We start from the raw sequence: 14054 nt of genomic DNA, 5'->3' as shown, positions 1-14054 counted from the left end.
CTGATGTTGAAAGAGGCAAATTCCAATTTTTGCAGCAGATAAAGCCCCTGTGTCCTTTTCAGTGAAATGTAGCTTATTTATCAGCAGCTAAAACAGAAATTGGTAAAATAAATCTAATAATATAGGGAAATAGGTCTAAATTTTAGTGTATGCATATCACTACTCCTTAGGATTTGCGTTTAACTGGTTAATATACAATATTTTCCATGGTGAAAGCATGTATACTGTGAACAACTCCCTGCGGAGGCGCTTCTTATCCTTCTGAACCGGGGTTACATCGCAATAGAGTTGGCGATGCTATGGAAAGCAGGAGAATCGAATCCAAGGGAGATGGCCTACATTGGCGCAGGCAGCAACAGGATTTAGCTGCTAGAGAAAGGCCCGTTGCCCCTATGATTAGTGGAGAAATGAACACACAGGCACAGTAGTCTGTTTCTTGGTCCTCCCCACTGTCCGAAGCAAGCCTTCGCTTACCAGATATCTGTCACCACGTTAGCGGAACTTTATACCGCCCGCGTCCCAACTAATACGGCAAGCGCAAAGTATTCACCAAGAAGCCCGGTTAGGTTATGCAAAAAGTTCTGGTCATTGAAGATGATGAGCTGCTGCGGGAAAACGTGGCTGAGATGCTGGAGTTATCGCATTATCAAGTCTACAAAGCAGGAAGCGGAAAGCAGGGTGTTGAGATAGCCTTACAGCAAAAGCCTGACATTGTGATTTGTGATATACAGATGCCTGCCATAGACGGGTACAGCGTGCTGGATGCTTTTAGTAGAACCCCTCTGCTGGAGGCTGTTCCTTTCATTTTTCTGGCAGACCGCGCAGCTATACCTAAAGAAATGGAATCCGGAGCAGACGAGTATATTACTAAACCTTTTCAGGAAAGTGAGCTGGTAAGCGCCATCAGCGACCGACTAGGCAAAGCAGGTGCCTTGAAAAGGAATGTTGTTCCATCCATTGAAAGGCTGAAGGAACTTATCGAAACCGCCAGGCAGTACAAGGAATTGGAGTATCTAACACAGGATAAGAAGGTTTACCTTTATAAGCGTAAATACGTCCTTTATTTTGAGGGAGTAGAGTCTTCAAGGTTGTTCTATGTGAAGAAAGGAAAGGTGAAGATATACCGCACGAACCAGGAAGGAAGGGAGCTGATCACCGAGATTTGCAAGGAAGGAGATTTTTTTGGCTACCTGTCTTTGATTGAAGAAACAGAGCACCAGGAAACAGCCGAAACAATGGAAGACTCTGAAATTGTTGTGATTCCTAAAAATGAGTTCCTTGCTTTGCTTTACCAGGATCGTCATGTGGCGAAACGCTTGATTAAGATGCTTGCCAATAGCGTCTCAGCAAGAGAGAAATTGCTTTCTGGCATGGCTTACGATTCCCTGCGCAAACGTACGGCGGATTCCTTGCTCTTTTTAGATGCTAAGTACAAGACGGAAGGGGAAGGGAGTGGCGCTATCCAAATCAGCCGTCATGACATAGCCGGCATAGTTGGCGCCTCCACAGAATCCCTGATTCGCACCCTGAGCGACTTCAAAAAAGAGCGGCTGATCGATATGGCGGATGGTAAAATACTGATCGTCAACAAGCAGCGACTGCAAAAAATGCGAAATTAAAACAATGCATTTTTTGATTGCCTTAGCCATGTTTCCGGCAGTGTGTCGGCTAAGTGTTTTCGCCGGGTCTAAGTCTCCCTGCCTTACTTAAATGGCAAAGAATGGCAGCATCTAAAGCGTTACAGGAAAAGATTATCTCGTTCTTGCGCCACCCTCTTTCCTATCCCCACCATCCGACTGAAGTGGAGATTCGCCAGACGCATGCTTCTGTGCTGGCCATCGTGCCTCCGTATGTCTATAAAGTTAAAAAGCATGTGGACCTGGGGTTTCTGGACTTTACTTGCTTAGAAGAAAGAAAAAGCAACTGTGAAAAAGAGCTTCAACTCAACGGCCGCTTATGCCCTGACCTTTACCTGGAGGTCTTGCCCATCGCGCAGAAGCAGGACCAACTCTCCTTTGGGGCAGATGGAGTGATTGTGGAGTATGCTTTGAAAATGAAATGTTTGCAGGATGGCTATTTTTTGGACCAGTTGCTGGAGGCCAATCAGGTAACAACCTTAACCCTGGATACTATCCTGGCTATTCTAAAGGAGTTTTATGAAAAGCATCCCCCAGAACCTTTTGTATCTTCTTACGGAAGTCTGGAGGTAATAAGGGAGAGCATTGAGGATAATATAACCGTCTTGCGACAACACGCTGGTGACGCAGCGCATGCGGCGGCGCTGGATGCTATTCAAAATTATTTCAGGCTTTTTCTTGAGCAAAGCCTGAATCTATTCCAGAGACGTGTTCGGGAGCAAAAGATACGGGATTGCCATGGTGATCTTCGCCTGGACCACGTACACGTCCAACAGGGCAAGATTTGTATCTATGACTGCGTTGAGTTCAACGACCGTTTTCGGTATATAGATGTAGCCTCCGACATTGCCTTTCTGGCTATGGATTTTGGATTTCATGGCCGCCCGGACCTTGCTTCCTTTGTCATGGGCCATATGGCTGCCTTGCTGCAGGACCCTGATATGAACCTGCTGGCTGACTTCTATATGTGTTACCGGGCTTGTGTACGCGCCAAGGTGGAATATATCAGGTCCCAGGAGCGGGAAGTGCCAGCTTCTGAGCGCCTTAAGAGCCAAGAAATGGTAAGCAAATACCTTCGCCTTGCGTTGCAGTATGCGCTCTTTGGCTCAGGCCCCGCTGTCCTCCTTTTGTGCGGCAGGAGCGGCAGCGGTAAGAGCACCCTGGCGCATAGCTTAGCCGACCTACTGGGGTGGAAATATGTAAACAGCGATTTTACCCGGAAAGAAAGCTTCCAACTACCCATATACCACCGCACTCCTTCAGAGATAAGGCAAGGGCTATATACCGAGCGGGTCACGGACCAGGTTTATCAGGTTTTGCTCAGCAACACCCTTTCCCAAATAAGCAGCCAGCGGCCTGTACTGGTGGATGCCACCTTCGGGCAAGCCAGGCACCGCACGCACTTTGTGGAGGCCTTGTCCAGATTAGGTGTCCCTTACCTTTTCGTGGAGCTGATAGCTTCAGACGAGGCTATTAAAAAAAGGCTGAAGCAAAGAGACAAAGAGAAAGAGGTTGTGTCTGATGCACGCCTGGAGAACTTTGATTTGCTCCGGCATATGTATCAGGAGCCGGAAGAAGTACCTTTAAAGCATTTGCTCCGGGTTAATGCGGAAGCTGACAAAGAGGAGCTTGTTACTCATGTCCTCCAGCAGCTCTCATTGCTAAACCATCCTCAAAGCCGACAACAACTGCCTAAGCGAGATTGAGCCCCTACAGTCAAGACAGGTATGACACACCTGCGCTGTACTTGGCTAGGTCTTCCTGCATATGGGCGGAGAGCAGATCCTGTATGTTCCTGTTTTATTCCTGCCCGGAAACCCCTCGGGCTCCTGCAACAGCAGCGACAGGCGTTTTGCGCATTTGAGCATCCCGCTCAGCCAGTTGCCTGATATGCCTCAACTGCGCTCCGGACATAAAACCATGAACCGAGGGATAAAGCACATTACCCATCAGCCACTCAGCCCACTTAGGAGTCGATTCAGCTTTGACTCTGCTTACCATATGAGTTGCATCGGCACCAATCGGTTCCAGAACAAAGGCCCAGCGCATCTTATAGGGAGCTCCAAAATGTTCTGCTTCACCGCCCAACGCGAAAAGTTTGTTTTCTTCTACGGCCAGCACCTCAAAAAATCCGTCCTGGGCAGGAGTGGCTGCGACCTTATCGCCAACGCTTCTTTTTTCCCAACCAGGCACCAGGTGATCCACGCTGGGCTCCCCACCATGGTCGAGCCAGTCAATGCTGTACCAGCCGGCCCGGTCGCAACCCAGCTGCATCAGATAAGACCACACAATTTCAGGAGGCGCTTCAACATTGATGTGGTGCGTCAGCGCATAAGGGGCATTTGGCAACAGCTCATCACCCGGCAATGCCCGCTCGTCGTCATCCGGCAAGTGCAGTTTGCCAAGGGTGGCAACGAGATGGTGCATAGAGGCATCGCGGATAAGTCTGGAGCCGATACCAATAAGGTTATAATAGGCACTCAGTTTTTTCCAGCTAACCTCATCCGTGGCTGTAATGCGCAGCTCCAGGCTAAGAGTGCTTCCGGTTAGATAAGGCTCCACGGCAATGGCCCAGGCTAACTTGCCATAACCTGGCGTCTGGAAGGATTTGAAATCCGCTGGTTCAATTTTGGCAAAGGGAATGTTGGCATGCCAGAATTGACCGACGGATGCCACCACCACTTCTTTGCCCGGATTCTCGTGTACCACCATAAACCCTTTGCCACTTTCTGTCACCTGATCCACGCCTAATCGTCTGTCGGACTCAGCAGGTTGGTGCCCCCATAGGCGGGCGGGCAGCAACCGGATATCAAACAAGAGCCGCACCCATGGAATAGTGGCCATATCAAAGTGCCGTGCTGCTGCCCAGGCAACATCCGGCGGGGATTTTACAAAAACGCGTTGTACTTCCGTATGGCGCGGCTGAGGCAGTTGTTCCTGAATGGCTCTCATATGCATTGCAGATTTAGTTTACTCTTCTCTATTCTGGTTACTGTGTCCATAATAGAAACTATACAAGCTGGCAGTGTGCTGTACAGACAGTAGGTAAGGGCAGGGGATTAAGTCCAGAACAGCAGCTCTTTCATCAGAGCGGGGAGCGAAGGCCCTGGCAACGTCTTTTATCTCGGGCAGGTGCCTTTCTTTTATTCTCTAAGGATGCGGGTGCTGTTCCTGAATGTTTGTGAAGAGCAAATATCTTTCTGTATTGTTGAACTGCAAGTCTGTCAGCTCCAATTTCAACCAGGTGAAGTCACCTGTTTTCAGTTTCCATGTTACTTCAAGTTTGGAAGGCACCCGAATACCCCGGAAGTCGCGGTATGCCTTGGTTTCGATACGCCACTTTTCCAATGACATCTTGCCGTTAAAGTTCCCGTACCGCATGGCTTCAAAAGCTGTGATGTCGCCTGCTTCGTTATAAAAGAAAACTCCCGTCGCCTTGCTTCCTCCGTATTTCATCGTAGCTCTTGCCGAAAAAGAGTCAATTGATTCCCATATGATATAAGGTTGCAGCACCGCTGCAGGAAACCAGCACATCTCGCCGAGATAGCGAAGGAGGGTGCCTTGATTCATTTGTTCTGTCCCTCCGTCATGGACCACTTCTTTCAGCGACAGGAGTTTGATCAGCATTTCTCCCTGACCGTTTTCGTATTTATCTCTACCCGTCAGGTAAAATCCGGGAGCGAGCTGCACTTTAGTCTGCCAGTTGAACCCTGGCTCATCTAGTGCAACATACTGCACTGCTTCAAACATCATCCAACGGCCATTCGGCTTGGTGCGCATGGCTCCTTTTTGTTTCAGCCGCCCGGTGTGCATCCATTCTTTACCCACCACTCCAGACCGCAGCACCCACCTATGCACCACGGGGGGCAAAGCCAAGAGCATTTCAGGTTTTACGATGAGGGAGTTGCCTGCCGTTTCAGCGAATAAGGAAGCGACCTCTTTTTCTACTTTCCTGTCAAATCTCCAGTCTGCATAGCTTACAATCCCCACTATTATAATGATGCAGTTGGCAAGGGTGCCATATCGGGCATCCTGCCAGACCAATGAAATTAAAGCTTGTGAAAGAAGAACTGCCACTAAACCTACGTACCACCATTCTCTTTTGAGAAGGTATAAAACAGCAGAAACCAAAAACAGCAGGGTCGCCAATCCCCAGAGAAGCCCGACTGGCTTCGGGATGGACAGGTTAAGCTGAGTAAGCTGGCCATATCCAAAGGCTTTGGCCAGGCCCAGGAGGTGGAGGAGGCCATGCACCAACTGAAGGAAAGCAAACAGGAAGCGTAACATGGGCAAAGGGATATACCGGCTCAGCAATAAAGGTTCTAATATTAACCAGACACCTCATCACGTGCTTCCAACAGGATTATCAGCCTCGACCTCCAGCATATGCCAAAGGGAAAAGTGAAAAGAATACTGTATGCTTCATCCTGGCCGGCTTGCTATGTGATGGAAGGGGTGCTATAGCACAAACACCTCCTTTCAGTGGCAGAAAGTTGAGATTGGCTATAGGCTGCCGATGACGTTACGAAGCTTTCTGCTCACTTCCTCGGCGATGGCTCTCAGGTCATGGTTTTCTATGGCCGACATAGATTCCATCGGGTTGATGGCCGTTACCTCCACTTCCCCATCCTCATGGTCCTGCACCAGTACGTTACAGGGCAGCATCACGCCTATTTTGTCTTCCAGTCCGATGGCCTGGTAGGCCAGCTTTGGGTTGCAGGCTCCTAGAATCCTATACTCCCGGAAATCTTTTCCGAGCTTCTCATTGAACTTGTCTTTGAGGTCAATCTCTGAAATAACCCCAAAGCCCTCGTCTCCGAGAGCAGCTTTTGTCTTCTCCAGCGCATTCTTAAAGCTGTAGTTTACTTTTTTTGTGATATGGTAGGTCATGGTCAGCGCAGTTAAAATTTTATCCTTGTAGTATGATGTGCACAGGTGCTTTCCTATATATAATCTTTTCCTAAACAGGTTAGCTACAAAGGGGTTATCCGGTTTCACTTTGTGGCGTGCGCCCTACCTTTTCTCATATCTGCCGGTTTTATCAGTTATCCGAATTCGGTAGGCAACCGGCACCTGCTGAAAAGAAGTAAGGGAGTTGTGTGTATACAGTCCTGGCAAGCTTGTCTCACTTATAAGCAGCGGCGTCATACGGTTCTTTAGTAAGAACAAGGCATGTTGGCTGTCCTCGCCGCTCAACTCTTCATACTCTCCCTGTACAACCACGCATTGCCAGTTCATCATGTTCTGAATGACATCCACTTCGAAGCAAACATGCTTATTTTTTCGCATCATGCTTATTTTAAGGCCTTCTTTCGTATATCCGAAAATATATGGTTCTTCATAAACATAGGTAACGGGAACTATATATACCTGCCCGTCCGCGTAGCAGCCCAAACGCCCTACTGTCTGAGAGCTAAGCACAAACTCTATTTGTTTCTGATTCAATTTTCCGAGCATGACGAGTGAAACTTTAGAGGTAGCCTTTTAAATGCCATATACTGCTCCGACGCAGCTGTTAAAGGGAAAGCCCTGCTGCCTACCCTGTGATTGAAGTCATGTATCAAGTAAGGTACAAATCATGAACAATAAAATGATTTACATCAGTGTTCCAGATGCTCCTCGTCATGGTTCCACTGCCGGAAGCTTAATAATTTAACACTTGGCAGAAGGTTTACCCTAGAAACCCGCAGGCAAAGGCCCTGCAGGTTTTCAGCGGGTGCTGTTGTGACCTTTTTTCTTAAGAGTGGGGGTTGAATGACTTTGGCTCCCCTGGCGCAGCACGACCTGATAATGTCCGCAATTGTTTATACTCAACACTTCGAGTTCATAAAGCAAACCCCTTGTTGCGATGTCACATGATTTATCCGCCCGTCGACCTGATTACCTGCGGCTCCTCCTCTATGTTTTAGTACTCAGTGTGCTTTTACATCTGGGACAAACCCTGCTGGTACCGCTGAGCTTTGCGCTTTTGCTAAGCTTCGTACTGTACCCTATTTGCCGGTGGCTTGAGAAAAGAAAATTACCGCGGCCCCTGGCCATTACATTGGCCCTGCTGTTGGTGCTGACCGCAGTGGGCGGATTGCTTCTGTTGCTGGCGCAGCAGGTAATGCAGTTTTCGCAGGAGTGGCCTTCGCTACGGGAAAAGGTAGCGGTTTTGGCAGCGCAGTTAAGAGAATATTTGCTTTTACACTATGACCTGTCGCTCTATACACAGGAGATGTGGCTGGAAAGTATGCTGCTGAGTGCCGCGCAGCAGGTGTTGCCGCTGGCCCACCAAGTGCTTTATAGTTCCGCAATCAGCCTTGTTTTGCTTATTCTTATCCCTTTCTACTGTTTTCTTATACTATATTACCGGGAACAGTTCGCGGCTGCGCTGCCACCGCTTTTCCCTCAAGCTGATGCCGCTAAGATACAGTTCATCTTGCGGCAAACCATCTCCACGTTCTACAACTTCATCAGGGGCATGGCCCTCGTTTATCTTGTGGTGGGGATACTGAATGTGGCAGGCCTGTTGCTTTTAGGGGTTCCGCATGCGGTGCTCTTCGGCGTTGTGGCTTCTTTGCTTACCTTTATTCCTTATGTAGGTATTACGCTGGGTTCGCTTCTTCCAATCTCAATGGCCTGGCTTACATATGATTCCGTGTGGTACCCATTGGGCGTGGTGGCCGTTTTTACCGTGGTGCAGTACCTGGAAGCAAACCTGATTTTTCCGCTGGCCGTGAGTTATCGGCTTCAGGTAAACACACTTTTCATGATTCTGGCCATCATTGCTGGCGGAATCATATGGGGGGCTGCCGGCATGATTTTGTTTGTGCCATTTCTGGCTATAGTAAAACTCGTGGCCGACCAGGTGGCTGATTGGCAGCCCATTGGTCTACTGTTAGGCATCGGCACCCATGCCGATCCCGTGAAGGACCGGTAGCCTACGAAAACTATAACTGATCACGACAAAGAGCTGTGAACAGGATTGAATTTTACGCCACCCTCCGGATGGCCTGTCTTAGGAAGTGCAAGTCGCTGTGTCTGAGAGAGCCGTTTAGCAAGATGGGCAGCGTGTTCGTGGCGTTATTCCCGCCTTTCGCCATCGCACAGCTCATAATCTATTCTGTTGTCACGCACTATAAAGTCTTAGCCTCTCTTTAGGCAATGATAATAGTCATGGAAGCAGATGATCATGCTCATTGTCATACTCTTGTGGAATAGCTTTCTTTGGTAACCGACAAGGAAATGTTACGCACCATTTAAATCAGCTACATGAAAACAGATGCACAAATCCAGGAAGACGTTATACGGCAGCTAAAGTGGAACCCGCTCCTGATGGCCGCCGATATAGGAGTTTCCGTTCAGAGAGGGGTGGTGACGCTATCAGGCCAAGTAGACACCTATTTCAAAAAGTCGGAGGCAGAAAAGGAAGCCAGGAAAGTAACCGGTGTGCGGGCAATTGCTGAAAACATACATGTTGGGATCTCCCCCAATCACAAAAGAACGGATACGGAGATCGCCGAGGCCGTACTGCATGCGCTGAAATGGGATACCTCCATCCCAGAGGAAAACATCAAGGTGAAAGTGGAAGGAGGAGTCGTTACCCTCGACGGGAGCGTGGAGTGGGATTTTCAGCGTGCAGCGGCAGGAAAAGCAGTTGCAAAACTTGCCAGCGTGCGGGAGGTGCTCAACCGCATCGCATTGAAGCCCAAGATCACCCCCAGTGATTTAAAGCAGAAAATCCAGGCTGCTTTCCTGCGCGATGCCACGATTGACGCCAGGAGGGTTCAAGTGGAAGTGCTGGGAAGCAAAGTGACCTTGCGGGGGCAGGTGCGTTCGTTAGCAGAAAAAGAGGAAGCAGAGAAATCCGCCTGGGCGGCCCCAGGGATTGTGTTTGTCGAGAACATGCTCGAGGTAGAGCAGGTGCCGGAACATGATCAGGAAAGCCTCTAAGTGAAGTTGGTCTGGGTACAATAGGGCGCTGCCGTTGCTTACTTCTTGTAGGGAGATTTTAAACCTGTTGCCGACAGCTATTATTCTTTTAAAGAAACGGACATGACTAGCGTTACCCTGCTGCTAGGCTGCTGCCTGTGCTGCCTATCCTCTCTGGCCCAGCCCACCAGCCTGCATTATTCGCAGGAGATATGGAATGGGTATCCACCGGTTGTTTCTCAGGTGGTTGGGAAAATATACATTAATCAAGAAGCCAAGAGGATAGACATTCACGGCCGGAATCGGGATGAGACGTACAAAATCATCAGGGGCATACTGGAAGAAGACAGCCTTGCCGTTTACAGTTGTGAGACCAAGTTTCCCAACGGTCAGCTTATCCGGTATGTCATAAAGTACGATGCCTCTCAGCATGTGTTCGTTTTATACCCGGACAACCCTTATCTGAAAGCCAGCACCACGTTTCGGTTAGATTCCCCATAGAAAAAGGTCGTACCCCGCTGAACAAACCTAAAAGAGGAGCATCTTAACATTGTGCCACCGCCGCCCACGCGAACTGGTACGCCCACATCTTCAAAAAGGAGCAGGATGTCCCTTGCTGTCGTTTGCGCCTGGACACAGCAAAAGAGCCTGTCCCGGTTCCTGTGCCGAAATGAAAAAATTTTGCACACTACGCTAGACGGAACAGTGAGGTGTGTCAAAAATGACGGACAGTGAATTCGCTTATTGGTTATATGTATATATAAATTGTTTTTCTCATAGTTCATCGGGCTCAGGTACCCAAAAGCAGAATGTCTCCTTTTGGTGTTGTAGTACATCTCAATATACTCAAATATCTCTGTCTGCGCATCCCTGCTTGTTTTCAAAGGCACCGTCCTCTATCAACTCACTCCGCTTAATGGGATTGAAACTGACGAAGATCTTCTTTTAGGCTGATACAGGTCATCGTTTTGAGAGGCTGCCCCGCCTATCTTTATCATATAAGTCAGCGGACATGTCCAGACTGGCTCCGGTTGTATCACGATAAAACTGCCACAATGAAAACCATCCTGATCCCGGTGGATTATTCCCCAGGCTCCACCAGCGCATTGCTTTATGGGCTAAAGATGGCCCGTAATGCTCACCTAGAGGTAGTGGTGCTCCATGCTTTTTATTCCGTTATATCCCCTCCAGCCGCCTACGATGTCCCCTTTTTTATTTCGGAGCTAGAAGCGGAGAAGACCCGGGAGTTGGAAAAGTATGTAAAAGAGAGCCTGAATGCGCCAACAGATGAGCTCATTTTCCGGTATAGCTGCGCGAAGTTCGCAGAGGAGGGAGAAGAACCCGTGCCCTTCCGTGCGCCCCCGTATCATACCGTGGCAGTAGAAGAAGTGACCCATAAAAGCTATGCGGCGCATGTCACCTGCCTGGCAAAAATGGGGTCTGTTTACGAGCAGACCAAGGCGGCGGCCGAAGCCTATGGTGCCGACCTGATCGTGATGGGCCTGCAAGGGGTCGGCGCCACCCTGGGGAATGCGCTCATTGGTAGCACCACCCTGTCTCTGATGCGTTCGTGCCCGGTGCCCGTGCTGGGAGTACCGCCAAAAGCTATATATAGCGAACTGAAGCAAGTGGTCTTTGCAACCGACCTCCGGAAGCAGCCTGACAGGCAGCAGTTGTCTGTCCTGCGCGGTTTTGTCAGCACCTTCCGCTCTATGCTGCAGGTGCTCCACATCGACCGGGAGCAGGATCTGCCAGCCGTCTATATAGAAGTACAGGGCGCCCTCAGCGTTCTTGACCGGGCACTATATGATGTGGAGTACAAAGTGATCCTGCAACACCGGAAGAAAGTGGCCGCAGGCATACAGGAGTACCTGCAAGCGCACAAGGTCAACTTACTTATTCTCGGCCCGCGGCACCACTCCTTCCTGGACAAGTTGCTGCATGCAAGTGTTACCGCTACGATGGTAGGGGATAGCCTGTTCCCGCTGCTGACATTGCCTGAAACCCATACGGCGGGTCACCCTGGGGCAGAAGACGAAATGGAGAACACCCAGGGTTATTAATTCTGCAGTGTGGTATCTGAGGCGCGGCCCTTTGTTTCACAAGGTCAAGGACCGGATGGCTGTTGTGCCGTGGTGTAGCCCTTTTGCAGGAAAAGGTGCTTTTCTTCTTCTGCCGCTGCTTTACCTGCTTTGTTAGAAATCTTGTTTCCGAAAGATCAACTCTCTGAATTCCAAAACCAATGGAAGAACTATACAACCTCTCGGTCGGGTTATTGAACAGCAGCACGCTGCTGCTGAGGAGGCAGGGGCACCTCCTGGAATGCCTGTTTCTTCGGGAAGGCCTTGTATGCCATGTTGTTCCTGTAAAGTGCCAGATTCTTGCTGCTGCCCTGCTGCAGGAAAGTGTAGCCGGTGTGCTGGAGGGAGCGGCATATACGGCGTTTAAATTCAGATTTGAGCAGTTCTCCCTTCGGGTGAAGGCCAGAAGGCTCTATGGTGAACTTTGCATGCCCCCTTTTTACTCCCCACGGGAACCACAAACCTTAGCGGTGGCCTAAAGCCTTCCCGGGCGGACTGCATGTGACACCAACCTCTGGATGCTGCTATCAGACCGTCAGCAGACTACCACGAGCTCGCACAGGCGTGCTTCATAGGCCGCGAAGTTCATACAAGGTTGGATGACATATCACCTTTACAAGATTTTTAAGCATCGACATAAAGCCGGCAATTATGAAAAGGATTTTAGTACCTACCGATTACTCACAGGATGCACATGACACCCTGTTATATGCTCTTGAAGTGGCCTGCCTGACGGGGTCAGAAATCGTGCTGCTCCATGCCTTTTACCAACCTGTCTCTTACCCCTTAGGTCAGGACTATTCAGCAGTTGTCAACGAACTGGAAAGAGAAAAGACGATGCAGTTAGAGGCCTATGCTCATAAAGTCAGGAGATCGTTCCTATGTGATTTTTCCCTGGACTTCACAAGTGTGGCGGAGACAGGGGCGCGAGAGAAGGGGACATTATCAAAGAGCGGCTTTCATACAGTGGCGCTGGACAGGATGACAGCCAGGAAGGCGGAAGTAAAGATCCGGTGTGTGTGCAAGTTCGGATTTGCGCCCGATGAGATCCTGAAAGCGGCAGACGTTCACCAGGTGGATCTGGTGGTGATGGGGATGAGGGGAGATGGTGCGCTGAGAAGGGCTTTACTGGGTCGCACGACGCTCCATGTCATGCGGGAGGCTGTTGTACCTGTACTGGCGGTTCCCCTGCATGCTCCCTTTGTAGGCTTCAAATCCGTTGTTTTCGCTGTCGATTTATTCCGGCTTCCGACAAGCGCTGTTCTTCAAGCCTTACGGCAGTTCGTGAAGCTGTTCAACAGCCACCTGCAGGTGCTCCATCTGTATCATGAGAACAGCCTGGAGAGGGAAAAGGAGAAAGCCCTCGCGGCACTGAGCCTGCTTGACTTTCAGTTGCACGATCTCCACTTTGAGGTTGATTTTAAGCAAGTGGAAGATATAGCGGCAGGAATACAGCGGTATGTGCAGGAGCAGCAGGCTGACTTACTGGTTCTGGTTCCACAGAAGCACCCTTTCCTGGAAAGGCTATTAGGCAAAAGCCTAACCCAAACGGTGTGGTCTACCTCCGACGTTCCTATTTTGGCACTTCCTGGTGGAATCAAAGAAAAGGTGGGTTAGCCCCAGACAAAGTGGCACCAGATCTCACAAATTTAGCGACTGTTTTCCGATGACGCGCATCGATCCCCATTGCGCCGGCGGAGCAGCAAGGCGAAAGAGGAATAAAGAGCATTTTCTCCGTGCCCGCAGCAGCAGGTGGGGCATCTGAATCACCCGGAACAGAACTGCTTCAACCGGAGGGGACTGTACCGGATAAAGCAGTTCTGTGACACCTACGCTGCATGCTCCTTGACTTTCTGCGCCGATGACACAATTTGGGTTTAGCAGCCTGAGGCATAGTAGCTGGCTAAATTCAGCTGTACCTTCCACCTGGTGGTGCTGTCAGAAGATAAAAGCTATAGCCTGCCCCCCCACTTACAAAGTGAAGGAGGTATCATCAATATAAAACAATCATACATGACACTACTGTCGTTTATTAACGGACGTTACGCAAGCTCCATTTTGACTTTTTCTGAAGACTGGCCCATATCATTCAGCGCGATGTTGCTATAGGACGCATGTATGGCGCGAGCGTCCCCGCTCGCGCCTACTTTAACAGAGCCTCCGTCCCGCATTTATTATATATAACCTTATATATAGTGTGTATTCATATATAGCCTATGGAGTGGCTAACATGCATATGTGATGAGTTTCCGGAATGGCCGCCTGCATTATACAGGCGGCCGGAGGCTGTTGGATAGCAGGTAACGAGCGGAGACGTTTGCGCCATATACTCTTTAACTGCTTTGCTTTTTGCGTAACGTCCGTTAAGAAATATCGCGTTATTCTGCCCTGAACACTTTTCTGCCCTTTCCTTACGCATGTA

At 49.6% G+C, this 14054-nt stretch carries 12 protein-coding genes and 1 pseudogene; 7 read left to right on the top strand and 6 right to left on the bottom strand.

The genetic code is table 11. From position 1 onward, the window contains the following. Window positions 1-569 precede the first annotated feature (569 nt). Complete coding sequence (locus tag GSQ62_RS03775; protein ID WP_161888271.1) at window positions 570-1619, top strand: response regulator; 1050 nt, start codon at window positions 570-572, stop codon at window positions 1617-1619. A gap of 101 nt (window positions 1620-1720) precedes the next feature. Then, complete coding sequence (locus tag GSQ62_RS03770) at window positions 1721-3343, top strand: bifunctional aminoglycoside phosphotransferase/ATP-binding protein (RefSeq protein WP_161888270.1); 1623 nt, start codon at window positions 1721-1723, stop codon at window positions 3341-3343. Window positions 3344-3437: 94 nt separating this feature from the next. Here GSQ62_RS03770 and GSQ62_RS03765 read toward each other — a convergent pair whose 3' ends face one another. From GSQ62_RS03765 to GSQ62_RS03750, 4 genes are all read right to left on the bottom strand, one after another. Further along, entirely contained in the window at window positions 3438-4589 is a 1152-nt protein-coding gene (locus tag GSQ62_RS03765; RefSeq protein ID WP_161888269.1) for an SRPBCC family protein, read from the bottom strand. 198 nt (window positions 4590-4787) lie between these two features. Continuing rightward, window positions 4788-5924, bottom strand: a complete 1137-nt coding sequence (locus GSQ62_RS03760) for a DUF6544 family protein (protein WP_161888268.1) — start codon at window positions 5922-5924, stop codon at window positions 4788-4790. Window positions 5925-6140: 216 nt separating this feature from the next. Further along, window positions 6141-6527 carry a DUF302 domain-containing protein gene (locus tag GSQ62_RS03755; RefSeq protein ID WP_161888267.1) on the bottom strand — a complete coding sequence of 129 codons (387 nt, stop codon included), beginning with the start codon at window positions 6525-6527 and terminating at the stop codon, window positions 6141-6143. A 123-nt stretch (window positions 6528-6650) separates the two neighbouring features. Next, a complete protein-coding gene (locus GSQ62_RS03750; protein WP_161888266.1) occupies window positions 6651-7094 on the bottom strand; it encodes a pyridoxamine 5'-phosphate oxidase family protein in 444 nt (147 codons plus the stop codon). 391 nt (window positions 7095-7485) lie between these two features. On the opposite strand from GSQ62_RS03750, the gene GSQ62_RS03745 reads away from it, so the two are divergent. Further along, window positions 7486-8559, top strand: coding sequence for an AI-2E family transporter (locus GSQ62_RS03745; protein WP_161888265.1), 1074 nt, complete (start codon window positions 7486-7488; stop codon window positions 8557-8559). 332 nt (window positions 8560-8891) lie between these two features. Then, a complete protein-coding gene (locus GSQ62_RS03740) occupies window positions 8892-9572 on the top strand; it encodes a BON domain-containing protein (protein WP_161888264.1) in 681 nt (226 codons plus the stop codon). 144 nt (window positions 9573-9716) lie between these two features. Here GSQ62_RS03740 and GSQ62_RS03735 read toward each other — a convergent pair whose 3' ends face one another. Both GSQ62_RS03735 and GSQ62_RS20765 read right to left on the bottom strand, forming a co-directional pair. Further along, on the bottom strand, window positions 9717-9983 hold the full coding sequence (locus tag GSQ62_RS03735; protein WP_161888263.1) for a hypothetical protein: 267 nt from the start codon (window positions 9981-9983) through the stop codon (window positions 9717-9719). Window positions 9984-10312: 329 nt separating this feature from the next. After that, window positions 10313-10420, bottom strand: a pseudogene (locus GSQ62_RS20765) (IS3 family transposase); the annotation flags it as partial. A 186-nt stretch (window positions 10421-10606) separates the two neighbouring features. Here GSQ62_RS20765 and GSQ62_RS03725 point away from each other — a divergent pair. The 3 genes from GSQ62_RS03725 to GSQ62_RS03715 all read left to right on the top strand — a co-directional run bounded on the left by GSQ62_RS03725 (window position 10607) and on the right by GSQ62_RS03715 (window position 13249). After that, complete coding sequence (locus GSQ62_RS03725) at window positions 10607-11614, top strand: universal stress protein (protein ID WP_161888261.1); 1008 nt, start codon at window positions 10607-10609, stop codon at window positions 11612-11614. 179 nt (window positions 11615-11793) lie between these two features. After that, window positions 11794-12111, top strand: a complete 318-nt coding sequence (locus GSQ62_RS03720) for a hypothetical protein (protein WP_161888260.1) — start codon at window positions 11794-11796, stop codon at window positions 12109-12111. Window positions 12112-12283: 172 nt separating this feature from the next. Further along, on the top strand, window positions 12284-13249 hold the full coding sequence (locus GSQ62_RS03715) for a universal stress protein (protein WP_161888259.1): 966 nt from the start codon (window positions 12284-12286) through the stop codon (window positions 13247-13249). Window positions 13250-14054: the final 805 nt, after the last annotated feature.

Origin of the sequence: Pontibacter russatus (assembly GCF_009931655.1) — a bacterium.
In the GTDB taxonomy this organism is placed as follows: domain Bacteria; phylum Bacteroidota; class Bacteroidia; order Cytophagales; family Hymenobacteraceae; genus Pontibacter; species Pontibacter russatus.
The sequence above is the reverse complement of the archived record's forward strand: the minus strand, read 5'-3'. Positions and strand labels throughout refer to the sequence as shown.